Source organism: Luteimonas flava, from assembly GCF_036584485.1.
GTDB lineage: Bacteria > Pseudomonadota > Gammaproteobacteria > Xanthomonadales > Xanthomonadaceae > Luteimonas > Luteimonas flava.
Genome location: NZ_JAZHBM010000001.1, coordinates 277,874 through 303,863, shown reverse-complemented (window position 1 = coordinate 303,863; position 25,990 = coordinate 277,874). Strand labels below are relative to the sequence as shown.

General features: G+C 67.4%; 18 protein-coding genes. 6 read left to right on the top strand and 12 right to left on the bottom strand.

Annotation, left to right across the window (positions count from 1 at the left end; genetic code table 11):
• Window positions 1-30 precede the first annotated feature (30 nt).
• From V3391_RS01395 to V3391_RS01380, 4 genes are all read right to left on the bottom strand, one after another.
• Window positions 31-729, bottom strand: coding sequence for a DUF4159 domain-containing protein (locus V3391_RS01395; protein ID WP_332076639.1), 699 nt, complete (start codon window positions 727-729; stop codon window positions 31-33).
• A 674-nt stretch (window positions 730-1,403) separates the two neighbouring features.
• Window positions 1,404-2,738 (bottom strand): TldD/PmbA family protein, encoded by a 1,335-nt coding sequence (locus tag V3391_RS01390; protein ID WP_332076638.1) that lies wholly within the window; start codon window positions 2,736-2,738, stop codon window positions 1,404-1,406.
• Between the two features lie 12 nt (window positions 2,739-2,750).
• The gene (locus V3391_RS01385) at window positions 2,751-4,385 is read right to left on the bottom strand and encodes a TldD/PmbA family protein (RefSeq protein WP_332076637.1); all 1,635 of its coding nucleotides are present in this window, start codon (window positions 4,383-4,385) and stop codon (window positions 2,751-2,753) included.
• A 213-nt stretch (window positions 4,386-4,598) separates the two neighbouring features.
• The gene (locus V3391_RS01380) at window positions 4,599-6,230 is read right to left on the bottom strand and encodes a TldD/PmbA family protein (RefSeq protein WP_332076636.1); all 1,632 of its coding nucleotides are present in this window, start codon (window positions 6,228-6,230) and stop codon (window positions 4,599-4,601) included.
• 276 nt (window positions 6,231-6,506) lie between these two features.
• Between V3391_RS01380 and V3391_RS01375 the strand changes: the two genes are divergently transcribed.
• Both V3391_RS01375 and V3391_RS01370 read left to right on the top strand, forming a co-directional pair.
• The gene (locus V3391_RS01375; RefSeq protein ID WP_332076635.1) at window positions 6,507-8,318 is read left to right on the top strand and encodes a DUF885 domain-containing protein; all 1,812 of its coding nucleotides are present in this window, start codon (window positions 6,507-6,509) and stop codon (window positions 8,316-8,318) included.
• Window positions 8,319-8,729: 411 nt separating this feature from the next.
• Window positions 8,730-10,397, top strand: coding sequence for an alpha/beta hydrolase (locus V3391_RS01370; RefSeq protein WP_332076634.1), 1,668 nt, complete (start codon window positions 8,730-8,732; stop codon window positions 10,395-10,397).
• Between the two features lie 400 nt (window positions 10,398-10,797).
• Here V3391_RS01370 and V3391_RS01365 read toward each other — a convergent pair whose 3' ends face one another.
• A complete protein-coding gene (locus V3391_RS01365; protein ID WP_332076633.1) occupies window positions 10,798-11,874 on the bottom strand; it encodes a substrate-binding domain-containing protein in 1,077 nt (358 codons plus the stop codon).
• Window positions 11,875-12,080: 206 nt separating this feature from the next.
• On the opposite strand from V3391_RS01365, the gene V3391_RS01360 reads away from it, so the two are divergent.
• The 4 genes from V3391_RS01360 to V3391_RS01345 are packed head-to-tail and all read left to right on the top strand — an operon-like array spanning window position 12,081 to window position 17,325.
• Entirely contained in the window at window positions 12,081-13,766 is a 1,686-nt protein-coding gene (locus V3391_RS01360) for an OFA family MFS transporter (RefSeq protein ID WP_332076632.1), read from the top strand.
• A 52-nt stretch (window positions 13,767-13,818) separates the two neighbouring features.
• Entirely contained in the window at window positions 13,819-14,706 is an 888-nt protein-coding gene (gene fdhD / locus V3391_RS01355; RefSeq protein ID WP_332076631.1) for a formate dehydrogenase accessory sulfurtransferase FdhD, read from the top strand.
• A complete protein-coding gene (locus V3391_RS01350; RefSeq protein ID WP_332076630.1) occupies window positions 14,703-17,057 on the top strand; it encodes an FdhF/YdeP family oxidoreductase in 2,355 nt (784 codons plus the stop codon). The genes fdhD and V3391_RS01350 overlap by 4 nt, the downstream gene beginning before the upstream one ends.
• Window positions 17,047-17,325: a hypothetical protein gene (locus tag V3391_RS01345; protein ID WP_332076629.1), complete on the top strand. Its 279-nt coding sequence runs from the start codon at window positions 17,047-17,049 to the stop codon at window positions 17,323-17,325. Before V3391_RS01350 ends, V3391_RS01345 begins: the two co-directional genes overlap by 11 nt.
• A gap of 230 nt (window positions 17,326-17,555) precedes the next feature.
• On the opposite strand, the gene V3391_RS01340 is transcribed toward V3391_RS01345, so the two are convergent.
• The 7 genes from V3391_RS01340 to V3391_RS01310 form a co-directional block, all read right to left on the bottom strand.
• Entirely contained in the window at window positions 17,556-17,915 is a 360-nt protein-coding gene (locus tag V3391_RS01340) for a VOC family protein (protein ID WP_332076628.1), read from the bottom strand.
• 118 nt (window positions 17,916-18,033) lie between these two features.
• Window positions 18,034-18,459, bottom strand: coding sequence for a nucleotide triphosphate diphosphatase NUDT15 (locus V3391_RS01335; protein WP_332076627.1), 426 nt, complete (start codon window positions 18,457-18,459; stop codon window positions 18,034-18,036).
• 58 nt (window positions 18,460-18,517) lie between these two features.
• Window positions 18,518-19,414: a 2,3-dihydro-2,3-dihydroxybenzoate dehydrogenase gene (locus V3391_RS01330; protein ID WP_332076626.1), complete on the bottom strand. Its 897-nt coding sequence runs from the start codon at window positions 19,412-19,414 to the stop codon at window positions 18,518-18,520.
• Between the two features lie 107 nt (window positions 19,415-19,521).
• Window positions 19,522-23,442 carry an amino acid adenylation domain-containing protein gene (locus tag V3391_RS01325; RefSeq protein WP_332076625.1) on the bottom strand — a complete coding sequence of 1,307 codons (3,921 nt, stop codon included), beginning with the start codon at window positions 23,440-23,442 and terminating at the stop codon, window positions 19,522-19,524.
• Window positions 23,439-23,666 carry a phosphopantetheine-binding protein gene (locus tag V3391_RS01320; RefSeq protein WP_332077683.1) on the bottom strand — a complete coding sequence of 76 codons (228 nt, stop codon included), beginning with the start codon at window positions 23,664-23,666 and terminating at the stop codon, window positions 23,439-23,441. Before V3391_RS01320 ends, V3391_RS01325 begins: the two co-directional genes overlap by 4 nt.
• A gap of 35 nt (window positions 23,667-23,701) precedes the next feature.
• Entirely contained in the window at window positions 23,702-24,337 is a 636-nt protein-coding gene (locus tag V3391_RS01315) for an isochorismatase family protein (protein WP_332076624.1), read from the bottom strand.
• A complete protein-coding gene (locus V3391_RS01310) occupies window positions 24,337-25,986 on the bottom strand; it encodes a (2,3-dihydroxybenzoyl)adenylate synthase (RefSeq protein WP_332076623.1) in 1,650 nt (549 codons plus the stop codon). Before V3391_RS01310 ends, V3391_RS01315 begins: the two co-directional genes overlap by 1 nt.
• Between the last annotated feature and the right edge of the window lie 4 nt (window positions 25,987-25,990).

Genomic DNA, 25,990 nt, shown 5'->3' with positions numbered 1-25,990 from the left:
AGCGCGCTCCCACGGGCGAAAGAATCCGGGTCATGCGCTCAACGCATACATGACGATGTTGACCGCGAACTTCGTATTGTCCTCGGCCAGGAAACGCTTGTTGCGCCAGTCGTAATCCCACTCGCAGCCGTAATCCTTGTTGCTGTAGAGCACGGCCAGGCGCCCGTCGATCGTGATGCCTTTCAGATAGTCGTGCACCAGATCGTCGCCCCAGCCGTTGAGCTCGAAGCTCGTCGCCGGTGGCCCGTCCGGGAACTGGAAAAAACTGCGGTAGAGGGCATGATTGTTCGGCAACTTCCGCAGTGCTTGAGCGCCGAAGATCGCCGCCATCTGCGCCTCGAAGGACTTCGCGAACAGTCCGTCAATGTCGTGGTTGCAGTCGTCTACGAAAACGAAGCCACCGCCACGTACGTAACGTTCGAAGTTGCGCCGCTCGGCCGGACTGAACTCGACCAGCTTGTGGCCGGCGAGATAGCAGAACGGCGATGCCAGCATCTTCGGATCCGACAGCGCGACGACGCGCTCCTCGGGATCGACCCGCAGGTTGGTGTAGTCGATCAGCGAGGTGATGACGTTGGACGGCATCCGCTGGTCCACGTCCCAGTTGCCGGATTCGTAGCGCAGGCGGGTGAACCAGAAATCGTAGCGGGCGGACTGGGCCGCCACAGGCGGCAGCGCGAGTGTTGCGGCGCTGGCGAGTAGCAGTTGCAAAGACTGGCGACGGTTCATCGCGCGTACGCCTCCGCAGGGACGGGGTACTCGCTTCGGCTTTGGCTTTGGCTTTGGCTTTGGCTTTGGCTTTGGCTTTGGCTTTGGCTTTGGCTTTGCAGTGAATGGTGAATGCAGAACACAGACCCGTAGGGCGCCGCACATGGATGTGCGGCGCTTTTCGACCGAGCCATGGATGGCGAGTCGAAAAATCCCGGAACGAGTGACTCGCCGGGTGAGCTTCGTCGGGGCTGGCCCTTTTCTTTGGTTCCGTTTCTTTGACTCGCATCTTCGATGCTCGCCCCTTCGGGGCCGGCTTCGCCGTTCGCACTGCGTGCGTAGGGCCAGCAAAAGAAATGAACCCGCTCGCCGCAAGGCGAGTGGAAGCGTTTGATCTCGTGTTTTTGCGTAAGCGGCCAATCGAACAGCAACGTCAACCGCTTTCGTCCGCTGACGCGGCCGAGTTCATTTCTTTTGGTTGACGCCAAAAGAAACGGAACCAAAGAAAAACGTCTCCCCGACAAGTCCGAAGCCTCCGGAGTTACGTGCACCGGGATTTTCCGACTCGGCATCCTGCCTCGGTCGGAAAACGCCGCCCATCCATGGGCGGCGCCCTTCGGGTCTGCGAACTGCACTGCGTGCGTCACGGCGAGCAGAAGCCTCGAGCTGTCCGGCGGCGCGAGTGCGGAACGTCCTCAGACCGCATCCGACAACGACGTGAACGTGAAGTCCCGCAGCCGCATCGGCGGCAGCATCATCACCATCGACGATTCGTCGCCGCCCACACGTACCGGGCGGCCCAGCTCGTCGATGTTGTTGAGCATGATCACCGGCGACTCGTTGAAGCGGAAGTTCTTCACCGGATGCTTGATCTCGCCGTTCTCGATGTAGAACGTGCCGTCGCGGGTGAGACCCGTCAGCAGCACGGTCTGCGGATCGACCATGCGGATGTACCAGGTGCGCGTGACCAGGATGCCGCGGTCGGTGCCGCGGATCAGGTCGGCCGTGGTGCCCTCGCCGCCCGACATCAGCAGGTTGCCCGGACGACCCACCGCGCGCTTGCCCTGCTGCTGCGCCCAGAAGCGCGAGTAGTCGAGGTTGGCGATCTTGCCGTTCTCGATGATCGGCATCTTCTCGCGCGGCAGACCCTCGCCGTCCCACGGCATCACCGCCGCTTCCGGATGCCACGGGTCGGCGACGATGTTGACGCGCGGGTCGTAGACCTGCTCGCCGAGCTTGTTGCCGCCGCCGCGCTTGGACAGGAAGCTGCGGCCTTCATCGGCGGTGCGTGCGTCGAAGAACCGCATCATGAAACTGATCAGGCCCGCGGCCGCGGCCGGCTCCAGGATCACCGTGTACTTGCCCGGCTCCAAGGCCTTGGCCTCGGCCGAATCACTGGCCTTGCGCATCGCCACGCGGATGTCGCGGCCGGCATCGAACGCACTGGCGTCCTTGAGGTTGCGCCCCACCCAGCCCGAACCGCGACCGTCTTCGGTGCGCACGGTGCAGGTGTAGTTGAAGTTCGTCGCCTGCTGGTAGCCGAAGTTGCCGTTGCTGTTGGCGAAGGCGACGAAGTTCTTGCCGTCGTCGAGGAAGCCTGCGGCGATCAACTGCTCGGCGCGACAAGGAGTGATCGAACCGGCGGCGACCTGGGCGCGGAATTCCGGCGTGATCGCGGCCGTCGATTCGCTGAAGGTCGGGCTGGGGCGATACTCCTGCTTGCCGATCGCCGGCAGGAATTCCGGATTCTCGGGCGCCAGGCGCGCGAGGTCTTCGGCGCGCTTGACCACGCTGCGCAGCGAAGCGTCGTCGAAGGCATTGATGCTGGCCGTGCCGACGCGCTTGCCGAACGCGACCTGCACCGCGAGCTCGGCATTGCTGACGATGCCGCTGGTGGACACGTTGTTGAGCGCGAAGCGGATGTTGCCGTCGACGGAACCGGCCAGCGTGGCCGTGCATTCGTCGGCGGTGGACAGGGCGACGGTCTTCTCGAGGATCTCGCGCGCCTGGGCTTCGGTGAAGATGGTCATGGTGGGATCTCCTTAGCCGAGCGAACGCGCGGTGTTGATGACGTTGATGCCGTTGAACCGCGCGGTCGAGGAACCGTGCGAAACCGCCGAAACCTGGCTCGGCTGGCCCTTGCCGTCGAAGAACGAACCACCGAGGCGATAGTCGCTCTCGTCGCAGATCGCGACGCAGGCGTTCCAGAATTCCGGCGTGCGGATCTGGTAGGCCACGTCCTCGATCATGCCGGTGATCGCGCCGTTCTTGATCTCGTAGAACAGCTGGCCGCCGAACTGCGCGTTGTAGCGCTGCTGATCGATCGAGAACGAACCGTCGCCGACGATGTAGATGCCGTCCTCGACGTCCTTGATCATGTCCGCGACGCTCAGCTTCGCCTTGCCCGGCGCCAGCGAGACGTTGGGCATGCGCTGGAACTGCACGCTCGACCACGAGTCGGCGTAGCAGCAGCCGTCGGATTCGGTCTTGCCGAGGATGTGGGCCTGGTCGCGGATCGCCTGGTAATCGACCAGCTTGCCGTCGGTGATCATGTTCCAGCGCTTGGTCGCCACGCCTTCGTCGTCAAAGCCCACGGCGCCGAGGCTGCCTGCCTGGGTCTTGTCGGCGAACACGGTGACGATGTCGCTGCCGTACTGGAAGCGCTGCTCGCGCTTGTCGAGCGTGGCGAAGCTGGTACCGGCGTAGTTGGCTTCGTAGCCGAGCACGCGGTCGAGTTCGAGCGGATGGCCGATCGCCTCGTGGATGGTGAGCCAGGTGTGCGAGGGGTCGAGCACGAGGTCGTAGCGGCCCGGCTTGACCGTCGGCGCCTTGAGCTTCTCCTGCGCCTGCTTCGCCGCGGCGATCGCGTCCTCGCGCATGTCGTAGGAGTTGCCGTAGTTGACGACACCGTTGGGCGAGACGATCTTGCCCGACGCCGCGCCGTCCAGATATTCGTAGCCCATGCCCATCGGCGCGGACAGGCCTTCGCGCGTGCGGAACTTGCCGCTGGCCTTGTCGATCGCGGTGACCGTCATCGGCGCCCAGATGCGGTGCACATCCTGGTCGATGTAGGAGCCGTCGGTGCTGGCGAAATACTTCTGCTCGTTGACCAGGAACAGCGTGGAGTTCACGAAGCTCGCGCCCGCGCCCATCGCCGCGGCGTTGACGCCGAGCAGCAGCTCCACCTTCTCGGCCACCGGCACTTCCATGCCGTTCTTGGTCAGCGGCGTGCGCCAGGACACTTCGCCCACGCCCTTGACCGGGGCGAGCTGCACCGGCGCGGTCTGCACCTTCGAATTCGCCATCGCGATCGCCGTCGCCTGGCGCGCGGCTTCGGCCACGCCCTGCTCGGTCAGCGTATTGGTCGCCGCGAAGCCCCAGGCCCCGCCCGCGATCACGCGCACGCCGACACCGATCGACTCGGTGCTGACGACGTTCTGCACCTTGTCCTCGCGCGTCATCACGAACTGGCGCAGATAGCGGCCGACGCGGACATCGCAGTAGGTGGCGCCCGCGGACGTCGCGGCATTGAGGCCGGCATCGGCGAGCCGCTTCTTGAAGCCGACATCGAGCGTGGACACCAGCTGCTCGGCGGCGATGACCCGGCCGAAGACGGCAGGCAGCATCAGGCCGCCCGCGCCGACACCAGCGAGGGCGAGGAAGTCGCGTCTATGCAAGGGAGCTCTCCCGGAACGGGTCCGCAGCGGCGTTCGCCGTGGACGGGGTTGGCAAGGGTGGCATCGCGTCCTGCGGCGCCATCCCGATTCTTGACGCGATGCGTGCACAGCGTCCAGTGACTTTCGGCATACGGCACGACACATGCGTCACAGCACCACTCAGCCCGTCATTGCCGCGAAGGCGGGAATGACGAGTTCTGGAGATGCGGATGGTCAGATATTCCGCGCCGTATTGATGATGTTGATCCCGTCGAAGCGCGTCGTCGCCGAGCCGTGCGACACCGCCGAGACCTGGCTCGGCTGGCCCTTGCCATCGAAGAACGAGCCGCCGAGGCGGAAATCGCGTTCGTCGCAGATCGCCGAGCAGGCGTTCCAGAATTCCGGCGTGCGGATCTGGTAGGCCGCGTCCTCGACCATGCCGGCGATCTCGCCGTTCTTGATCTCGTAATACAGCTGCCCCCCGAACTGCGCGTTGTAGCGCTGCTGGTCGATCGAGTACGAGCCGCGGCCGTGGATGTAGAGGCCGCGTTCGACGCCGGCGATCATCTCCTTGACTGTCAGCGGCGACTTGCCCGGCGCCAGCGAGACGTTGGGCATGCGCTGGAACTGCACGCTCGACCACGCATCGGCATAACTGCAGCCGTCCGACTCGGTCTTGCCGAGGATGTGCGCCTGGTCGCGCGTGGTCTGGTAGTCGACGAGGATGCCGTCCTTGACCAGATCCCAGCGCTTGCACTGCACGCCTTCGTCGTCGAAACCGACCGCGCCGAGACTGCCCGGCTGGGTCTTGTCGGCGAAGAAGTTGACGATGTCGCTGCCCCAGCGGTAGCCCGCGTCGCGCTTGTCGAGCGTGGCGAAGCTGGTGCCGGCGTAGTTGGCCTCGTAGCCGAGCACGCGGTCGAGTTCGAGCGGGTGACCGACGTTCTCGTGGATGGTCAGGAACAGGTTCGACGGATCGAGCACGAGATCGTAGCGGCCCGGCTGCACCGACGGTGCGGACAGTTTCTCGCGCGCCTGCCGCGCCGCGGCTGCGGCATCGGCGCGCATGTCGTAGGCCTGGCCGTAGGCGATCACGCCGCCCGGCAGTTCGAAGCGCTGCGCGGGATCGGGCGAGAGATATTCGTAGCCCAGGCCCATCGGCGCCGACAGGCCGTCGCGCGTGCGGAACTTGCCGCTGGCCTTGTCGACGGCGGTGACGGTGAACGGTGCCCAGATCCGGTGCACGTCCTGGTCGATGTAGGAGCCGTCGGTGCTGGCGAAGTACTTCTGCTCGTTCACCAGGAACAGCCGCGAACTCACGAAGTCCGCGCCTTCCGCGGTCGCGGCGGCGTTGACGTCCATCAGCAGCGCGACCTTGTCCTCCAGCGGCACGGCCATGCCGTTGCGCCGCACCGGGGTGGCCCACGACACTTCCCCCACGCCGCGCACCGGCGCCAGTTGCACCGGCTCGGTCTGGATGCGTGCATTGGCCTTGGCGATCGCCAGCGCCTGCCGCGTAGCTTCGGCAATGCCGTCGGGATCGAGCGATCGCGTCGCCGCGAAGCCCCAGGCACCGTTCGCGATCACGCGGATGCCGACGCCGGTCGACTCCTCGTTGACCACGTTCTCCACCCGCGTCTCGCGGGTCATCACGTACTGGCGCAGATACCGCCCGATGCGCACGTCGCAATAGCTGCCACCGCCATCGCGCGAGGCCTGCAAGGCCACATCGGCAAGCCGCTTCTTCAGCGCCGGATCGAGCGTGCTGACGAGGTCTTCCGCGGCGATCGCGCGGCCGATGCCGCCCGGCAACAACAGGCTGCCGAGCCCGATTCCACCATAGGCCATGAAGTCACGACGCCGCATTCCACTCTCCCCGCGGCGATGGCCGCACACCGCCCGATTCTTCGGTGCGCGTGGTGCATGCGTCAAATCTGGACTGCATCTTCGCCGCGATGGAAGCGGCGCTTGCGCGCGCATCGCCTGTCCGGGGGCGCGCGCGATGTGGCTTCAACGGCAAGGCCACATCGCGCGCAAGCGCGCTCCCACGGATGGCCCGGCTTCCCGCCACCATCGGCACATGCGCCGCTCCCGGCGCGCCTCTATGCTTGCGCGCTGTCCCAACTTCCGGAAAACCGCCGCATGCGTCGTTCCCTGCTCGCCGTCGCCGTGCTCACCGCCGCCCTCGCCGGCTGCAACCGTGAGGCGCCGACCACGCCCGCCACCGCGCAGGACGGCGCGGCCGCCACCGCACCGTCGCAGGCCGACGCCGCGTTCGCCGAACTGTCGAAGCGCTATCTCGACGAAGGCATGAAGTTCTCGCCGATCTCGGCCACGCAGATCGGCGACCACCGCTTCGATTCGGAGGTCGACGATCTCTCCGCGGCCGGTCGCCAGGCGGGTCTCGACTTCAACCGCCGTTATCTGACCGAACTCGAGGCGATCGATTTCGCTCAGCTCTCGCGCGACAACCATGTCGATGCGCTGATTCTGAAGAACACCCTCGAATACGGCATCTGGGATACCGAGACGCTGCAGAGCTGGGCCTGGGATCCGCAGATGTACAGCGGCCTGGCCGGTGGCGCGATCTACAACCTGATGGCGCGCGAATTCGCACCGATGCCCGAGCGCCTGAAGTCGGCGACCGCGCGCATGGAGAAGATCCCGGCGATCCTCGCCCAGGCGCGTGAGAACCTCGACCCGGCGCGCGTGCCCGCGACGCACGCGCGCACCGTCGCCGCGCAGAACAAGGGCGTGCTGTCGCTGATCGACACCTTCATCACGCCCAACGCCGACCAGCTGCAGGGCGAGGACCGCACGCGTCTCGATGCCGCGGTGGAAACGCTGCGCGCCGCCGTCGACGAACACCAGACCTGGCTCGACGGCACGCTGGTGCCGAACGCCAAAGGCGAGTTCCGCGTCGGCGCCGAGATCTACGACCAGAAGCTCAAGTTCGCGCTCAATTCCTCGCTCAGCCGCCAGGACATCCGTCAGCGCGCCGAAGCCGAACTGGTGCGCATCCGCGACGAGATGTACGTCGTCGCCCAGGCCGTGCTCAAGGATCGCGAAGGCGCACCGGAGACGCCGGTGCAGCCGAGCGAGGACCAGCGCCAGGCGGCGATCGAAGCGGCGATGGAAGTCGCCTATGCCGACAAGCCGGGCCGCAATGAAGTCGTCGATTTCGCCAAGCACACGCTGGACGTCGCGACCGAATTCACCCGCCAGCACGATCTGGTCACGGTGCCGGACGATCCGGTCAAGATCATCCTGATGCCGGAATTCCAGCGCGGCGTCGCGGTCGCCTACTGCGATTCGCCCGGCCCGCTCGACAAGGGCCTGGACACCTACTACGCGATCTCGCCGATCCCGGACGACTGGGACGACGGCCAGGTCGATTCGTTCCTGCGCGAATACAACAAGCACATGATCCACGTGCTGACGATCCACGAAGCGATGCCCGGTCATTACCTCGAAGGCGCGCACTCGGTGAACCACCCGTCGACGCTGCGCGCAGTGTTCCGCTCGGGCCCGTTCGCCGAAGGCTGGGCGGTCTACACCGAGCGGATGATGGCCGACGCCGGTTACGCCGACAACGATCCGCTGTTCCGCCTGATGCAGCTGAAGTTCTACGCGCGCGCAGTGGCCAACGCGATCCTCGACCAGGGCATCCACGTCGACAATTGGACCAAGGAACAGGCAATGGACCTGATGGTCCGCCAGACCTTCCAGCAGACCAGCGAAGCCGAAGGCAAGTGGATCCGCGCCCAGCTCTCGTCGACCCAGCTCGCGACGTACTTCGTCGGCGCGCAGGAACATTTCGATGCGCGCAAGGCCGCCGAAGCCAAGGCCGGCGAGGCGTTCAACCTCAAGCGGTACCACGACGACATGCTGGCCCAGGGCGCCCCGCCGGTGCGCTTCGCGCGTCAGCTGATGCTGGACGAGACGATCGAGTAAGCGATTGGCTGTCGATCCGCTGATTGCAACGTGACGTCGCCCCGGCGCAGGCCGGGGCCCAGCGACTTTGCGCCTGGAATGCGGTGACGCGGACGTTCGATGCAATCCGCATCTGCGGCGCCGCAATCGACGCACTCCAGCGTCGACCCGACGCACCTTGGGATCGTCGCCCCAGCGGCTCTCAACAGACGCACGTCTGGTCACGCTGGGGCCCATCTTGATTTCTCTGCACGACAGCAGAATCAAAATGGATCCCAAGCAGAATCAAAAATGGATCCCAGCCTTCGCTGGGATGACGGGTCGTAGGATTCGCTGACGCCTGAAAATCGGTAGCGACACTCGAACGCCTTGCGGCGTTCTTGGCCGTGAGCGTGACCCAGGTGATCAAAGCACCCGCGATATCATCGCGGCATGCCCACACGCGCCTCTCTCCGCCACGCCGCCGCGCGCATGCTCGATCCCTTGTGCAGCATGGGCCTCTGGCTCGGGACGCTGTGCTTCGCGGCGTCGCTGACGCCCAGTCTGATTCCGCGTGACGCGCTGTTGCAGGGCGTGCTGTCGGGCATCGCGTTCGCGGCCGGTTACGGCGTCGGCGTGTTGATGCGCTGGCTGTGGATTTTTCTCGGTCTGCCGCGATTGCGCGATCTGGCGATCGGACGCATCGCGACCGGGCTCGCGGTCGTCGTGTGCGCGGCGATGGTGATCGGGTTCCTCGCGCAGGCGTCCGGCTGGCAGAACGACATCCGCGCGCGCATGGGCATGGAGGCGGTCGCGAGCGCGCGGCCGCTGTTCGTGGGTCTTGTGGCGGGCGGTGTCGCGCTGGTGCTGTTGCTGCTCGGCCGTGTGTTCGGCGGCGTGGTCTACGTGCTGTCGCAACGCCTCGGCCGCCATCTACCGCGACGCGTGTCCTTGATCGTCAGCGTCGCGCTCGCCGGCCTGCTGTTCTGGTCGATCGGCAACGGCGTCGTGTTCGAGGCCGGCCTGCGTGCGCTGGATTCGTCGTACCGGCAACTCGACTCGGTCGTCGATACCGCACTCGATCCCCCCTCCGATCCATTGAAGACGGGCAGCGACGCGTCGCTGATCGGCTGGTCGGGGCTCGGTCGAATGGGCCGCGCCGCCGTCGCCGCCGGCCCGACGCAGGCCGGGATCGAAACGCTGACCGGACAGCCTGCGCAGGAACCGTTGCGGATCTACGTCGGCCTCAATTCCGCGCCGGACATCCGGGCGCGCGCGGACCTTGCACTGGCGGAAATGATCCGGGTCGGCGCGTTCGAGCGTTCGGCGTTGGTGATCAACACCCCGACCGGCACCGGCTGGCTCGATCCCGCGAGCCAGCAGGCGATGGAATATCTGCAGCGCGGCGATGTGGCCACGGTCTCGATGCAGTACTCGTATCTCGCCAGCTGGCTGGCGTTGATGGTCGATCCGACCTATGGCGCGGATTCGGCACGCGCCCTGTTCGCCGCGGTGCATGGCCACTGGCGCACGCTGCCGCGCGATCAGCGCCCACGTCTGTATCTGCATGGGCTGAGCCTGGGCGCGCTGAATTCCGACCTGTCGGTCGATCTGTTCGACATTCTCGGCGAGCCATTCGACGGCGCGTTGTGGGCCGGCCCGCCGTTTCCGAGCCGCACATGGCGTCACGCGACGCTCGGGCGCGACCCGCAGACGCCGGCATGGCGACCGCGCTACGGCGATGGCTCGGTCGTGCGTTTCATGACCCAGGACGGCGCACCCGCGGGCGATGCGGCATGGGGCGGCACGCGCATCGTCTATCTGCAGTATCCGAGCGACCCGATCACGTTCTTCGAGGCCGGCTCGGCATTGCGCCGGCCGGCGTGGCTGTCCGGGCCACGCGCCGAAGACGTGTCCGATTCGCTGCACTGGTTTCCGCTGGTGACCTTCCTGCAGCTCGGCATGGACATGGCGGTCGCGACCTCGACACCGACCGGCTACGGGCATGTGTTCGCGGCCGAGGATTACGTCGATGCGTGGATCGCGACGACGGCGCCCGACGGATGGGATGCGGACACGGTGGCGGCGCTGAAGGCGAAGTTGGCTGCGGAGGGGTTGTAGATTTCGCGACCGCCTCATCCGCCTGGATAGTTCCGATCGTCACCCCGGGTAGCAGGTCATTTTTTCCGTCGCCCCGGCGCAGGCCGGGGCCCGGCGACTTGCACGACCGCTGTGCGAACACCGGCTGGCCGGAGGCACCGACTGGCCGAACTCAAGTCACTGGATGACCAGCGCTGCGCGCTGATGAAAAAACGCTTCTGGCTTGACCAGACATGCGTCTGTTGAAAGCCGTCGGAATGATGGCGGAATCCAGATCACCGTCGCCCCAGCGCACGCTGGGGCCCATTCTGATTTTTTATCGGAATGGCAAAGTCAAAATGGATCCCGGCCTTCGCCGGGATGACGGACAGATCTCTGCTTCGTCCGGCACAGCCAAAAAAAAGAAAAAGCGCGCACAGCCCTACCCCCGCGCCGCCTCGAACGCCTCGGGCAACGTCTGCACCTTGCCGCAATAGCTCGGGTCATACCCCGGCAGCATGCCCAGATCACGCCGGAAGCCGTCGCTGCGCAGCAGCGCCAGCAGTTCGGTCAGACGCCCGGACTCGAGCACGTCGTTGTGGCACAGGAAGAAATAGTGCTCGGTGATCAGCGGGAAGAAATCCAGTCCGTACTTGCGCGCGGGTGGTTCCAGGGCGAAGCCGACGTCGGCCAGACCGCTGGCGACGTAGGCCGACACCGCGGCATGCGTGAGTTCCTCGACATCGCAGGCGCGGATGCGGTCGAAGGCGATGCCGTGGCGCGCGAGCATCGCTTCCAGTAGCAGGCGCGTGCCCGACCCGGGCTGGCGGTGGATCATGCGGATGTCGGGGCGTTCGAGATCCTGCAGCGTCTCGATACCGCGCGGATTGCCTGGCGCGAGCACCAGACCCTGACGCCGCATCGCCAGATGGATCACCCGGTCGGCGTCGAGATCGAGGCGGTCGCGATAGTGCGCGAACAGCGCCGGTTCCAGATCGCCGATCGGCAGGTGCAGGCCGGCGATGTCGCAGGCACCGCTGCGCAGCGCGACCAGCGCGTCGTCAGGACTGCGGTATTTGAGGTCCAGCGCGAGGTCGGCCTCGGCCATCGTGCGGCGCAGCGTTTCGACGCCGAAGCCGTGCGAGGCGTGGATGCGCAGCGGCGTGGCATGCGCGCTGACCGTGCGTTCGAGTTCGGCTTCGAGTTCGGTGGCCAGACTGTCGAGCATCGGCGACAGGCGTGCGGCGATGCGGTTGTCGGCCCAGACCAGGCGCTCGCCGATCGGGGTCAGGCGCGCGCCGCGGCCGCGGGTCATGCGCAGCAGCGGCTGTCCGAAGACCTCGCGCGCGTCCTGCAACTGGCCCCAGGCGTATCGGTAAGACAGTCCGATCTTCCGCGCTGCGGCGGCCAGCGAGCCGGTTCCACGCACCGCGATCAGCAGTTCGACCAGATGCGACGGCAGCTTCGCGCCGGCAGCGCTCTCCAGTTCCCAGCGTGGCTGGATACGGACCTTGTACATACGCGCCCCCCCCGTGCCTGCTGCAGCGCAGTGCGCGCCGGCCGCAGGTTCAATATGTTCCTGAAAGCCGGATATTCGACCATCGGAACTGGCGGCACAAGGATTACGGCGGTACCGTTGCGGCGATTTGTCGCAGCCAATATGTATCCAAGAACATAACCAGGCGACGATGGTCAGAGATCGGCACATCGACCCGGGGAGGATTCATGGCCACCAGTTCCGCAGCACCCTCATCCGCCAGCAGCGCCCGCGAAGGCGGCCTGCTCTCGAAAGAACGCATCATCGCCAAGCCCGGTTTCAACCGCTGGCTGGTCCCGCCCGCCGCGCTGGCGATCCATCTGTGCATCGGCATGGCGTACGGCTTCAGCGTGTTCTGGCTGCCGCTGTCGAAGGCGGTCGGCATCGATGCCGCCATCGCCTGCGGCGCCGACATGGGCTTCTTCGCCCGCATCACCTCGGCCAGCTGCGACTGGCAGATCAGCGAACTGCAGTGGATGTACACGCTGTTCTTCGTGCTGCTGGGCTGCTCGGCGGCGATCTGGGGCGGCTGGCTGGAACGCGTCGGCCCACGCAAGGCCGGTTTCGTCGCCGCGCTGTGCTGGTGCGGCGGTCTGCTGATCTCCGCGCTCGGCGTGCACCTGCATCAGATCTGGATGCTGTGGCTGGGTTCGGGCGTGATCGGCGGTATCGGTCTGGGCCTGGGCTACATCTCGCCGGTGTCGACGCTGATCAAGTGGTTCCCGGACCGCCGCGGCATGGCGACCGGCATGGCGATCATGGGTTTCGGCGGCGGTGCGCTGATCGGCAGCCCGCTGGCCGACATGCTGATGCGCCACTTCGCGACGCCGACCTCGGTCGGCGTGAAGGAAACCTTCCTGGTGATGGCCGCGGCCTACTTCGTCTTCATGATGGCCGGCGCGTTCGGTTATCGCGTGCCGCCGACCGGCTGGAAGCCGAAGGGCTGGACGCCGCCGCCCGCGAAGGACAACGCGATGATCACCCAGGGCCATGTGCACGTGAAGCGCGTCTGGGGCATCCCGCAGTTCTGGCTGGTCTGGGGCGTGCTGTGCCTCAACGTGTCGGCCGGTATCGGCGTGCTGGGTCTGGCCTCGCCGATGCTGCAGGAGATGTTCGGGGGCCGTCTGATCGGGCTGGATGTCGGCTTCGGTGACCTGAGCACCGAGCAGCTGTCGGCCATCGCCGCGATCGCCGCGGGCTTCGTCGGCATGCTGAGCCTGGCCAACATCATCGGCCGGTTCTTCTGGGCGTCGATGTCGGACAAGTTCGGCCGCAAGGTCACCTACTCGATCTTCTTCGTGCTCGGCATCGCGCTGTACGCCTCGGCGCCGACGCTCGGCAACGCCGGTTCGATCGCGCTGTTCGTCGCGGCGTTCTGCGTGATCCTGTCGATGTACGGCGGCGGCTTCGCCACCGTGCCGGCGTATCTGGCCGACCTGTTCGGCACCCAGCACGTCGGCGCGATCCACGGCCGCCTGCTGACCGCATGGGCGACCGCCGGCATCCTCGGCCCGCTGGTGATCGGCTACATGCGCGAGCATCAGCTGAGCCTCGGCATGCCGCCGTCGCAGGTCTACAACACCACGATGTACATCCTCGCCGGCATGCTGGTGCTGGGCCTGATCTGCAACCTGCTGGTGCGGCCGGTCAACCCGAAGTACTTCATGTCGCCCCAGGAGCTGGCGCACGAGAAGCAGCTGGCGCACGAGAAGGTCGATGCCAGCGGCAAGTCGCTGATCTCGCAGGACGAGATGGATCGCATCGGCGCGGGCGGCAACCCCGCACTGGTCGCGTTCTGCTGGGCCGCAGTCGGCATTCCGCTCGCCTTCGGCATCTGGAAAACGCTGGAAAAAGCCTTGGTGCTGTTCGCCTGAGGCCTGGCCACGGACCGGCGGCCGCTCACGCGGTCGCCGGTACCCTCCCGACATGACACGGTCCCCCGACACAGATCTTCTTCAGAGCGACACGACCGCCGGCGCGGTGCGCCGTCCGGTCGACCGCTGGCGCGACGGCGTGGTGCGTCAGGTCGACGACCACGTCGCCGAAGAAGTGCCGGTGGCCTTCGTCTACAACGACGTGCCGTTCGCGGTGATGATGGCGACGCCCGCCGATCTCGAGGATTTCGCGCGGGGGTTCGCGATCAGCGAAGGCATCGTCGATGCGCCGGACGATGTGGCGATCGAAGGCGTCGCGCATTTCATCGAAGGCATCGAGATCCGCCTGCGGATTCCCGAGGCGCGCGCCGAAGCTTTGGCCCTGCGTCGCCGCAGCATGAGCGGACGCAGTGGCTGCGGCGTCTGCGGCAGCGAGTTGCTCGAAGCCGCACTGCGTTATCCGGCGCCGGTCACGACCGATGTCCGTGTGTCACCCGAATCACTGTCACGGGCATTGCGCGCACTGCGCGATGCGCAATCCATCGCCGCGCTCACCGGCGCCACGCATGCGGCAGGCTGGGCGTCGCTCGACGGCACGCTGCAACTCGCACGCGAAGACGTCGGCCGCCACAACGCGCTCGACAAACTGATCGGCGCGCTGCACGCGGATGACTTCGATCCGGCAAACGGGTTTCTCGTCGTCACCAGTCGCGCCAGCTACGAAATGGCGATGAAGGCGGCGAGCGTCGGCATCGCATTGATGGCGGCGATTTCCGCGCCGACCGCGCTGGCGATTTCGCTGGCGCAGCGCGCCCATCTCACCTTGATCGGTTTCGCCCGCGACGACGGGTATGCCGTGTACACCCACGCGCAGCGGCTGCTGCCCCCGCCGGCGACATCGCCGGTCGCCGAGCGCACAGGCAGGAGTTTTGCCCCATGAGCAACGACACGATCCGCAAGTACGACGGTCCCGCCGGCGGCTGGGGCGCACTCAAGAGCGTGGCCAGGCATCTGACCGAACAGAAGATCGCGGTCAGCGGCGCGAAGACCCTGCTCAAGGCCAACCAGCCCGACGGCTTCGACTGCCCCGGCTGCGCCTGGCCCGACCGCGACCACACCTCGACTTTCGAGTTCTGCGAGAACGGCGCCAAGGCCGTCGCCGCCGAAGCGACCAAGTTCCGCGCCGGCCCCGAGCTGTTCGCCAAATACACGGTGACGCAGCTCGCCGAGTACAGCGATTACTGGCTCGAACAACAGGGCCGCCTGACCACGCCGATGCGCTACGACGCGGCGACCGATCATTACGTGCCGGTGACCTGGGATGAAGCGCTCGGCCTCGTCGCGACGCATCTCAACGCCCTGCCCTCGCCCGACAACGCGATCTTCTACACCTCGGGCCGCACCTCGAACGAGGCCGCGTTCCTGTACCAGCTGTTCGTGCGCGAGTACGGCACCAACAACTTCCCCGACTGCTCCAACATGTGCCACGAGTCGTCCGGCACGGCGCTCAAAAAACAGATCGGCGTCGGCAAGGGCACGGTGTCGCTGCACGATTTCGAACTGGCCGACGGCATCTTCATCTTCGGCCAGAATCCCGGCACCAACCATCCCCGCATGCTCGGCGAACTGCGCGAGGCGGCGAAGCGCGGCGCGAAGATCGTCTCGTTCAACCCGCTGCGCGAGCGCGGCCTGGAACGTTTCGCCGATCCGCAGGACAAGCTCGAGATGGCGACCTACGGTTCGACGAAGATCTCGTCGGATTATTTCCAGCTCAAGATCGGCGGCGACCTCGCGGCCGTGAAAGGCATGATCAAGCACGTGCTCGAACGCGACGTCGAAGAGACCGGGCTCGGCCGGCCGTCGCTGCTCGACCATGCGTTCATCGCCGAGCACACGACCGGCTTCGAGGACTTCGTCGTCGACGTGCTGGCCGAATCCTGGGACGTCATCATCGAGGAATCCGGACTCGACGAGGCGCAGCTCCGCCGCGCCGGCGAGCTGTATCTGTCGTGCGAGCGCGTCATCGCGTGCTGGGGCATGGGCATCACCCAGCACAAGCATTCGGTCGCGACGATCAACGTGCTGATGAATCTGCTGTTGCTGCGCGGCCACCTCGGCCGTCCCGGTGCCGGCGCGTGCCCCGTGCGCGGCCACAGCAACGTGCAGGGCGACCGCACGATGATGATCTACGAGAAGCCGCCGGTCGCGTTTCTCGATCGCATCCGCGACGTGTTCGGCTTCGAGCCGCCGCGCGAGGACGGCTTCGATACCGTCGGCGCGATCGAGGCGATGATCGACGGCCGCGGCCAGGTGTTCTTCGGCATGGGCGGCAACTTCGCCATCGCCACCCCGGATTCCGATGCGACCGCGCGCGGTCTGCGCAGCTGCGCGCTCACCGCGCACGTCACCACCAAGCTCAACCGCAGCCATCTGATCCACGGCCAGGACGCGTTGATCCTGCCGTGCCTGGGCCGCACCGAGATCGACATCCAGGCGGCCGGCCCGCAGGGCGTGACCGTCGAGGATTCGATGAGCATGGTGCACCTGTCGTCGGGCATCAATCCGCCGGCGTCGGACACGCTGCTGTCGGAACCGGCGATCGTCGCGCGCCTCGCGCATGCCACGCTCGGCGCGCGTTCGAAGATCGACTGGCTGGGCATGGTCGAGGACTACGACCGCATCCGCGATGCGATCGCCGCGACCTTCGACGACTTCCACGACTTCAACACCCGCGTGCGCGTGCCGGGCGGGTTCCGGCTGTCGAACACGGCGCGTGACCGCAAGTGGGCCAACCCCGCCGGCAAGGCGGTGTTCTTCGCCTGTCCGGTTCCGACCGACAACCCGATCCACCGCGCGCGCCGCATGCACGGCACGCAACCGGTGTTCACGCTCGCGACCACGCGGTCGCACGACCAGTACAACACCACGATATACGGCCTCGACGACCGCTATCGCGGCGTGTTCGGCGAGCGTCGCGTGCTGTTCGCGAACGCGGACGACATCGCCGCGCTCGGCATGCAGGCTGGCGACTGGGTGGATCTGGAGAGCATCTGCGAGGACGGCGTGCGCCGTCAGGCACCGCGCTTCCTGCTGGTCGAATACAACATCCCGCGCGGCTGTCTGGCGGCGTACTACCCGGAGACCAATCCGCTGGTGCCGCTGTCGAGCTTCGCCGACGAATCGCGCACGCCGACCTCGAAATCGGTGCCGGTCATCGTGACCCCGCACGTCGCCGACGTCGGCGCACACATGCCGCGCCAGCGCGACATCACGGCCACCATTGTCCGCTGACGAAGCCCTGCTGCAGGCGCTGCTGACCGAACTGGCGGCAGCGCCGGACGGCATGTCGCTGCCGCGACTGTGCAAGCGGCTCGGCGTCCGCATGAGCGTGCTGTTGCGCACCCTCGCCTACCTCGGCGAGGAACGCATCGGCGATGCGCAAGGGCCGGGCTGGGTGCGCACGGTCGAGGATGGCGAGCGGACGCTCGCGCAACTCACCGACAGCGGACGCGCAGTCGCGATGTCGCTGCTGCAGCCGGACGACGGCGCGCCGGCCTGACCGGCGATGCGGCGTCGACGCCGCGCTTGACTGCACCGCGTCGACCACTCCCGCGCGCGTTGTCCACACCGGATGTGGATGGTCTGATGACAAAGGTGTGGATAAGCATCGCGAGGCCGCCTCGCAGGCGGCCCGGTTTCATGCGGTCAAATTTTCACCACCCTATCGATGCGGGTGAGTCCTGCCGCTTGATCCGCGCATCGGGATGTGCAGCGCGCGGCGGGAACTGCTCAGGTGACCGGATCCGACCACACCGAGAACTCGTTGCCGCTCGGCTCGGCGAAGTGGAACCGGCGACCGCCCGGAAACTCGAAGACGGGTTTCAGGATCGTGCCGCCCGCGGCCTCGACCTTCGCCAGCGTCTCTTCGATGCGGGCGCTGTAGAACACCAGCAGTGCACTGCCCGCCTCGCTGCGCGCCTCCAGATCCGCGCGATAGAAGCCCCCGTCGAGTCCTTCATTCGCGAACGCGATGTAGTCCGGACCGTAGTCTTCGAAGGTCCAGCCGAATACCTGGGCGAAGAAGCGCCTCGTCGCATCCAGATCGCGGGCGGGAAGTTCGACGTAGTTGAGCTTTTCGTGGGCGGGCATGGCGGGGCTCCGGTGTGGTTGCGCGGATGATGCCCCAATGCCGTGCGCCCGCGCGACGCGCTTCGGTCGTGCCGTGCGGAAGACGTGCCTGTGCGCAGCGCGCATCCGGACTAAAGGATCAGACCGCGCTCGCGGGCACGAAGCCGGAATCGCGCAAGGTCTGCAAGGGCGGAAACAATGGATTCGGGAAGTCGGCCCATCGGCACCATGCCCAGCCCAGGCATTTCGCAGGTTCGAGCACCGCGGGCTCACCGGTCGCCTGCGCGGTGACGAACAGGGTGACGTAATGGCGCCCTTCGACGGCGAAGACATCGCTGGTGTACGGCGCGGGTGCGATGTCGTGGATCGCCAGCCCGGTCTCTTCCAGCACCTCGCGCCGCGCGCAGTCCGCGACGGTTTCGCCGAATTCCAGATGGCCGCCCGGCAAGGCCCAGGTGCCGGCGCCGTGCGCGCCGGCACGTTCGCCGAGCAGCACCTTGCCGTCGCGGAGGATGATCACGCCGACGCCCACCAGGACTGAGCCGGACTGCACTTGCGTCGTCATATCCGTCTCCCGTCGTGTCCAGAAGTCAGTGCTATTTCAATGCGCCGATACGAGTCCATCAGGCGCGCAGCGTGGCGCCGCCGTCGACATAGAGATCGCTCATCGCGATGTGCCCGGCCTGGTCGGACAGCAGGAACATCACCGCGTGTGCGATGTCCTCGGGTTCGGCGAGTTTGCCGAGCGGGATACCGCTCTTGAAGGTGTCGAGTGTGCCGGCGATGGTGCGCGCCTCGCCGCCGGCATCGGTCCACATGCCGGTCTGCATCGGCGTGCGCGTCGAACCGGGCGCGACGATGTTGCAGCGGATGCCGAGCGGCGCGAGTTCGATGCCGAGGCAGCGCACGAACATCGTCGTGGCGGCTTTCGACGCGGCGTAGGCCGCCATGTTCTGGCGCGGGATGCCGGCGGCGTTGGAACTGACAGTCACCATTGCGCCGCGACGGCGCGGCGCCATGACACGGGCCACGGCCTGGGAGACGTGGAAGACGCCATCGGTGTTGACCGCGAAGGTGCGGCGCCACTCGTCGGCGGTGAGGTCGAGAATCGAGGCGGTCGAGAGGATGCCGGCGACGTTGATGGCGAGATCGATGGGGCCGAGGTCGGCTTCGATCTCTTTGACCAGTGTGTCGACGGCGGTCGCGTCGGTGACGTCGAGGGCGTGGGAATGGAGGGTTGCGAGCCCTTCCCTCACCCCAACCCCTCTCCCGGAGGGAGAGGGGCTCAAAAGCGGCCGACCTCGAGATTCGAGCCCCTCTCCCCCCGGGAGAGGGGCTGGGGTGAGGGCGGCATCAGCAGACGCACTGCCTTCGGAAGATGCCGTCATCACCGGCGCCTCCCGGTCCGTCGCCACCACCGTCGCGCCACTCTCCCGCAGCAGCCGCACCACCGCAGCGCCGATACCACCTGCCGCGCCGGTGACAAGGGCAATCTTTCCGTCGAAGCCTGTGAGTTGCATGTGGTCGATTCCGGGACTGTCGCGTGATGCGGCGAGGAGATGATGGGTTTCGCTGCGCTCTACCCATCCTACGATCATGCAATTGGATAGAACTGCATGGTTCTTCGCTAGCGCGCGTCGAAGACCGCCAGTCTCGCATCGAGGAACGGCGCGATGCGCGCAGTGGCATCCCGACCCGTCAGCTCGGCATGCAGGAACGGCAGTTCGATCGATTCGATCTGCGTGGCATGCGCAGCCCACAACGAAGACTGCAGCTGCGGGCGATCGGCGTGGTCGTTGCCGGCGCGGACGTGCAGCAGCGTGCCGTCGAAACGATGGTGGTGATGCAGCCGCACCAGGCGGTTGGTATCGGTCACCGCGCGCACGACGCCGTCGAGCACCGCGCCCGGCAGATTGCCCAGCGCGCTGTCGCCGCGACGCAGGAAATCGACGATCGACTCGCGCGTGCGCAGCGCGGGATACGCATCCGGGTCGTAACCTGCGATCGCGAGCAAGGCGCGCAACGCGGCGATCGCGTCGGGTTCGGGCTCGGCGCGCCAGACTTCCGCTGGATACGCATCGAGCAGGGCCAGCACACCGACTTGGCGACCGAGCGCGCGCAGACGCACGGCCATCGCCTGGGCGAGGATGCCGCCGACCGACCAGCCGAGCAGATGCACGGGGCCGTCCGGCTGCAGGACAGCCACACGGTCGGCGTATTCGGCCGCCAGCGCGTCGATGCTGCCGGGCAGCGCCTGCGCGGAATCGAGCGCAGGCGACTGCAGGCCATACACGCTGCGCGCCGGTGCGAGTGCGCGTGCGAGGTCGCGATAACACCAGGCGATGCCGCCGGCCGGATGCACGACGAACAGCGGCGCGCGCGCGAACTCGCCCTGCGCAAGGGCGATTACCGGCGCCAGGCCGTGATCGGGATCGTCGCCCTCGCCCGCGTCGAGCACGGCGGCGAGTCCTTCCACAGTCGGCGTCGAGAACAAGGCACCGAGTCCCGGATCCCGACCGAAGGCCTGCTGGATCGCGAGCAGCAGATGCACCGCGAGCAGCGAATCGCCGCCGAGCGCGAAGAAGTCGGCGTCCGCGCCGACGCGGTCCATGCCAAGGGCGTCGGCGAACAACGCGGCGAGCGCGGATTCGGTCGGCGTGCGGGGCGCGACGAACACGCCTGCCTCGAACGCGGGTGCCGGCAAGGCGTCGCGGTCGAGCTTGCCGTTCGCGGTCACCGGCCAGTCGACGAGCGCGACGAATGCCGACGGCACCATGTAATCCGGCAGCTGGATCGCGACGAACGTGCGCAGAGACGCAGCGTCGAAGTCGGACGTCGGCTGCAGATAACCGACCAGACGCCGGTCGCCGACGCGGTCCTCGCGCACGATCACAGCCGCCTGCGACGCGAGCCCGCTGGCGACGATGGCGGCTTCGATTTCGCCCAGTTCGATCCGCAGGCCACGCAGCTTGACCTGGTGGTCGCTGCGGCCGAGAAACTCGACCGCGCCATCCTCACGCCAGCGTGCGAGGTCGCCGGTGCGGTAGATGCGCTCGCCCGGCAGATGCGGATCGGCGAGGAAGCGTTCGGCGGTCAGATCGTCGCGCCCCAGATAGCCGCGCGCGAGCTGCACGCCGCCGAGGTACAGATCGCCGACGACACCCGGCGGCAACGCGCGCATGCGCGCATCGAGTACGTACAGCCGCGTGTTCCAGACCGGAAAGCCGATCGGCACCGGGCGCGAAGTGTCATCCGCATTGGCAGGCCAGAAACTGACGTCGACCGCAGCTTCGGTCGGCCCGTAGAGGTTGTGCAGTTCCGACTCGAGCGTCGCATGGAAACGGTCGCGCAGATCGGCATCCAGCGCTTCGCCGCTGACGAAGACGCGACGCGTCGACAGCCCGCGCGCTTCCGGCGCGCTGAGGAACGCGGCCAGCATCGAGGGCACGAAATGCAGCGTGGTGATGCCGGCCTCGCGGATCAGCCGCGCGATCGCGACCGGGTCGCGGTGTGCGTCCGGCGGTGCGACCACCAGCGTGGCGCCGGCCAGCAACGGCAGGAAGAACTCCCAGACCGAGACGTCGAACGTGGCCGGCGTTTTCTGCAGGATGCGATCACTCGCGTCGATGCCGTAATGCGTGCGCATCCATTCGAGGCGATTGACGATCGCGCGATGCGCGACGACGACGCCCTTGGGCTCGCCGGTCGAGCCGGAGGTGTAGATGACGTAAGCCGCATGCTGCGGCTCCACGGACGGCAGCGCGCCGTCGTCCGCACGCTGCGGCCACTCGGACGGCGCGAAACGCAGCGCGTCATCCGGCCAGTCGATCCCGTCGTCTGCGTTCGCGAGCAGTGCGAGCGGCTGCGCCGATCGCAGGATGCGCGCGCGCCGTTCCAGCGGATGCGCAAGATCCATCGGCAGATACGCCGCGCCGGCGCGCAACACGGCGACCAGTGCGACGACGAGTTCGATCGAACGCGGTAATGCGACGGCGACAACCGTGTCGGCGCCTGCACCACGCGCGTGGAGCGCCTGCGCGAGTGCGCGGCTGCGCGTGTCGAGTGCGCGGTAGGTCAGCGTCTCGCCGCCGAACACCAGTGCCGGCGCATCGGGCGTGCCCGCCATCGACGCTTCGATCAACGCGACCAGGCTCGTGTCGGGCACGGGATGCGCGGTGGCGTTGAAGTCGAACAGCGTGCGTGCGGCTTCGGCCGGTGTCGCCAGCGGCACGTCGTCGAGCCGCGCATCCGGCTGCGCCGCAAGCGCGAACGAGGCAGCGAGGAAGGTGCGCAGACGCGTCGCGTGCGCCACGACATCGGCTGGCGTGTAGAGCTCGGGATTGGCCTCGATCTCGAGATCGAGCGCCTGCACGCCGTCGCCGCGGAAGCCGAGCGTGATGTCGTCGACCGGTCCGGTGCCGAGGATTTCCATCAACGCGCGCGTGCTGGCCAGCAGTGTCGGGCGATAGAACGGTTGCACATTGATCAGCGGGCCATGCAGTCGGCGCTGCCCGCCGATCAGGCCGAGATCGCGTCGTAACTGCTCGCCGCGATAGCGACCATGCCGGCGGCCGCGCAGCAGCGCACGGATCATCGTCTGCATGAATTCCGCAACGCTCGCATCCGGCAGAGCGGGCATCCGCAGCGGCAACACGTTCATGACCATCGCCGGCACGCGCGCGGACGCACTGCCGAGCCGGCCCATGAAGGGCACACCGACGACCGCTTCGCCCTGCCCGCCGAAGCGCTGGCAGTAGGCGGCGGTGAGTGCGGTCAGCACGTCCGGCCAGGGCTGGCCGAGCGCGGTGGCCGCGCGTGCGAGGCCGTCGCGGAAGTCCGCGTCGAGCGCTTCGACGTGACGCAGGCAATCGGGCGCGGCATGGGCGAAACCGCCGCCGAGCCCCGACGCCGCCGGCATGCCGGCCAGCGTCTCCTGCCAGTACGCCGCATCGGTCGTGCGCTTGTCCGACGCGCGATAGTTCGCGTCCTCCGACAGCACGCCATCGAGTGGCGCGAATGCCGCACCGGCAGATGCGTCGGCATACAGCGCGCAGGCGCGCTCGGTCAGCAGCGCCATGCCGTAGCCGTCGGTCGCGAGATGATGCACGCGCAGGTACCAGACGCAGCGGTCGCCGCCCAGCAGGTACAGCCGCTGCAGCGCGAGACGATCGCGCGCGGGATCGACCGGCGACAGCCGATCGCGCGTCATCGCCGCACGCGCGGCGTCATCCGGCGCCGGTTCGGCCGACAGATCGACGATGTCCAGATGCGGCACGTGACTCGCGTCGATCCACTGGATCGGACCGTCGCCCGTCTCGCGCATACGCAGCGCCAGCGCCGGCGCCTCGTCGGCGGCCTGGTTCGCCGCGCGCACGAAGGCCTCGACGTCCAGCGCGCCGTCGATCCACAAGGCGTGCGCGGTGTTGAATGCCGGATTGTCCGGCGCCAGCCGCTGCGCATACCAGAGGCCGGCCTGCGCTTCGGTCAGCGGCCAGCCCGTGCCCGACGCGACGGCCTCGGCTTCGACGCGGGACGCAGTCGCGGTCATCCGGCGGCGGGCGTGTCGCGCTGCAGGTCCTGCACGACCTGCCACCAGCCGGCGAGCGTGGTGTGCTCGGCGAGATGCGAGAACTCCAGCACAAGCCCGTGTTCGCCCCAGGCCATGACCAGGCCCAGCACGCGCATCGAATCGAGACCGAGGTCCATCAGGTTGTCGTCGTCGCGCACGTCTTCGGGCGCTTCGCCGACGAGTTTGGCGACATCGGCGCGCATGCGCTCGAGGGTCAACGGTCCGGTGCGGTCCACAGTCACTGCAGCATCTCCAGAAGTCGGTCGGTGGTCAGCGGCACGCCGCAGGTGCGCGCGATCCAGTGCAGCGCGAGGTCGTGGTCGGCGCGCGAGAAATCGGCGACCGCGTCGGCCACGACGAAGGTCTCGATGTCGCGCTGGAAGGCGTCGGTCGCAGTCGACAGCACGCCGATGTGCGCATAGACGCCGGTGATCAGCAGCTGATCGCGACCGCGCGCGCGCATCAGAGTGTCGAGGTTGCTGCGCTGGAAGGCGCTGTAGCGATGCTTGACCAGCACGTGTTCGCCGTCGGCGGGCGCCAGTGCGTCGATGATGGCCTCGTGCTCGGCACTCGCCTGCATGCCCGGGCCCCAGAGATCGGCCTGCAGGCCACGATCGCGCCGGTCCTGATTGCCGCGCTGCGCGGTGTAGAACACCGGGATGCCCTGGCTGCGGCAATGCGCGAGCAGGCGCGCGAGGTTCTGCACGGCAGGCGCCAGCGGTGCGTCGTCCTGCGCGAATGCGGCGAGGAAGTATCGCTGCATGTCGTGGACGAGCAACGCGGCGCGGGAGGCTTCGGGCGTCCACTGGCCGCGCGCGGCCGGCAGTTCGGCGGCAGTGGGCAGCGGGTACGGCGTGATCTTCGGCAGGCCCATCAGCCGGCATCCTTCTGCTCGTCGAGGAAACGCGCGCGCAGCTGCGCACGCAGTTCGCGGCGGCTGATCTTGCCGACCGCCGTGGTGCCGAACGCGTCGACGAACACGATCTGGTCCGGCACCTTGAAGGCCGCGAGCCCGCGGCCGCGCACCCAGGCCTTGAGCTCGGCCGGGCGCGGCTTCGTATCGCCGGGAATCACGAACGCGCAGCTGCGCTCACCGAGGAATTCGTCGGGAATCGACACCACCGCTGCATCGAACACCTGCGGATGCGCGAGCAGATGGTCTTCGATTTCTTCGGCCGAGATCTTTTCGCCGGCGCGGTTGATGTGGTCGGTCGCCCGGCCCTGCACGATCAGATGGCCGCTCGGCAGGCGCTGCACCATGTCGCCGGTGCGGTAGAAGCCGTCGTCGGTGAACGAGCGCGCATTCGCCGCGTCGTCGTTGTGATAGCCGCGGATCGTGTACGGGCCACGCGTCAGCAGATGGCCGATTTCGCCTTCGGCGACCGGCGCGCCGTGATCGTCGACCACGAGAACTTCATCGTCGTCGCTGATCGGCCGGCCCTGCGTGGTCCGCACGAGCTCATCGGCATCGTCAAGGCGCGTGTAGTTCACGAGCCCCTCGGCCATGCCGAACACCTGCTGCAGCGTGCAGCCCAGGCCCGCGACCACGCGGCGCGCGGCCTCCGGCACCAGCTTGGCGCCGCCGACCTGCAGCACCTGCAGGCTCGACAGATCGTGCGGGGTCTTGCCCGCGGCATCGGCCCAGAGCAGCGCGAGCGGCGGCACGAGGCCGACGCAGGTCACGCGCTCGCGCGCGATCAGCGGGAACGCGGCATCGGGACCCGGGCCGGGACTCAGCACCACGCGCGCGCCGGCGTACAGCGCGCCGAAGAAACCGGGCGAGCTCATCGGGAAATTGTGCGCGGCCGGCAGCGCGACCATGTAGACGCTGTCCGCATCGATACCGCACAACGCGTTGCTCGCGCGGAAGCTGTAGATGTAATCGTCGTGCGTGCGCGGGATCAGCTTCGACAGGCCGGTGCTGCCGCCGGATATCTGCAGGAACGCAACCGACTGCGGATCTGGATCGCCCGGCAACGCGTCGCGCGCGTCGTCGAGTGATTCGATGGACACGAACTCCGCAGCATCGCCGACGACGAAGACCTGCCGCACTGCCGGCACCTCGGTCTGCAGTTCGCGGGCGAGCGTGCGGTAATCGAAGGTCTCGTAGCGCTCCGCGCAGATGTAGGCGCCGGCTTCCGACTTGCGCGCGAAGTGCGCGACCTCGGTCAGCCGGTGCGCGGGCAAGGCGTACACCGGCACCAGCTGCGCGCGGAACAGCGCACAGACCACGGCAATGAATTCGGGAATATTGCCCAGCTGCACGACGACGCGGTCGCCGGGCGCGAGACCGCTCGCGAGCAGACCCGCGGCGATGCGTTCGGCCTCCGCCCCCAGCTGCGCATAGGTCCAGCGCGTGTCGCCGCCGACGACGGCAACGCTGTCTGCGATGCGCGCCGCGCGCTCGCGCAGGAAGCCGGGGAAGGTCTCGCCGCGCCAGTGGCCGGCAGCGCGATAGCGCGCGACGAAATCGTCGGGCCACGTCTGCCGCAGCGGCACGGTGTGTCGGGATGCATCGGTCATGCGG

What these genes read in the sequence shown, in the direction of transcription:
- V3391_RS01380 (WP_332076636.1), bottom strand. Translation starts at nt 6,230, where the DNA reads ATGCGGCGTCGTGACTTCATGGCCTATGGTGGAATCGGGCTCGGCAGC.
- V3391_RS01315 (WP_332076624.1), bottom strand. Translation starts at nt 24,337, where the DNA reads ATGGGCCTGCCGAAGATCACGCCGTACCCGCTGCCCACTGCCGCCGAA.
- V3391_RS01395 (WP_332076639.1), bottom strand. Translation starts at nt 729, where the DNA reads ATGAACCGTCGCCAGTCTTTGCAACTGCTACTCGCCAGCGCCGCAACA.
- V3391_RS01320 (WP_332077683.1), bottom strand. Translation starts at nt 23,666, where the DNA reads ATGCGCGCCGATGTCGCCAAACTCGTCGGCGAAGCGCCCGAAGACGTG.
- V3391_RS01375 (WP_332076635.1), top strand. Translation starts at nt 6,507, where the DNA reads ATGCGTCGTTCCCTGCTCGCCGTCGCCGTGCTCACCGCCGCCCTCGCC.
- V3391_RS01360 (WP_332076632.1), top strand. Translation starts at nt 12,081, where the DNA reads ATGGCCACCAGTTCCGCAGCACCCTCATCCGCCAGCAGCGCCCGCGAA.
- fdhD (WP_332076631.1), top strand. Translation starts at nt 13,819, where the DNA reads ATGACACGGTCCCCCGACACAGATCTTCTTCAGAGCGACACGACCGCC.
- V3391_RS01325 (WP_332076625.1), bottom strand. Translation starts at nt 23,442, where the DNA reads ATGACCGCGACTGCGTCCCGCGTCGAAGCCGAGGCCGTCGCGTCGGGC.
- V3391_RS01350 (WP_332076630.1), top strand. Translation starts at nt 14,703, where the DNA reads ATGAGCAACGACACGATCCGCAAGTACGACGGTCCCGCCGGCGGCTGG.
- V3391_RS01335 (WP_332076627.1), bottom strand. Translation starts at nt 18,459, where the DNA reads ATGACGACGCAAGTGCAGTCCGGCTCAGTCCTGGTGGGCGTCGGCGTG.
- V3391_RS01340 (WP_332076628.1), bottom strand. Translation starts at nt 17,915, where the DNA reads ATGCCCGCCCACGAAAAGCTCAACTACGTCGAACTTCCCGCCCGCGAT.
- V3391_RS01370 (WP_332076634.1), top strand. Translation starts at nt 8,730, where the DNA reads ATGCCCACACGCGCCTCTCTCCGCCACGCCGCCGCGCGCATGCTCGAT.
- V3391_RS01310 (WP_332076623.1), bottom strand. Translation starts at nt 25,986, where the DNA reads ATGACCGATGCATCCCGACACACCGTGCCGCTGCGGCAGACGTGGCCC.
- V3391_RS01365 (WP_332076633.1), bottom strand. Translation starts at nt 11,874, where the DNA reads ATGTACAAGGTCCGTATCCAGCCACGCTGGGAACTGGAGAGCGCTGCC.
- V3391_RS01390 (WP_332076638.1), bottom strand. Translation starts at nt 2,738, where the DNA reads ATGACCATCTTCACCGAAGCCCAGGCGCGCGAGATCCTCGAGAAGACC.
- V3391_RS01330 (WP_332076626.1), bottom strand. Translation starts at nt 19,414, where the DNA reads ATGCAACTCACAGGCTTCGACGGAAAGATTGCCCTTGTCACCGGCGCG.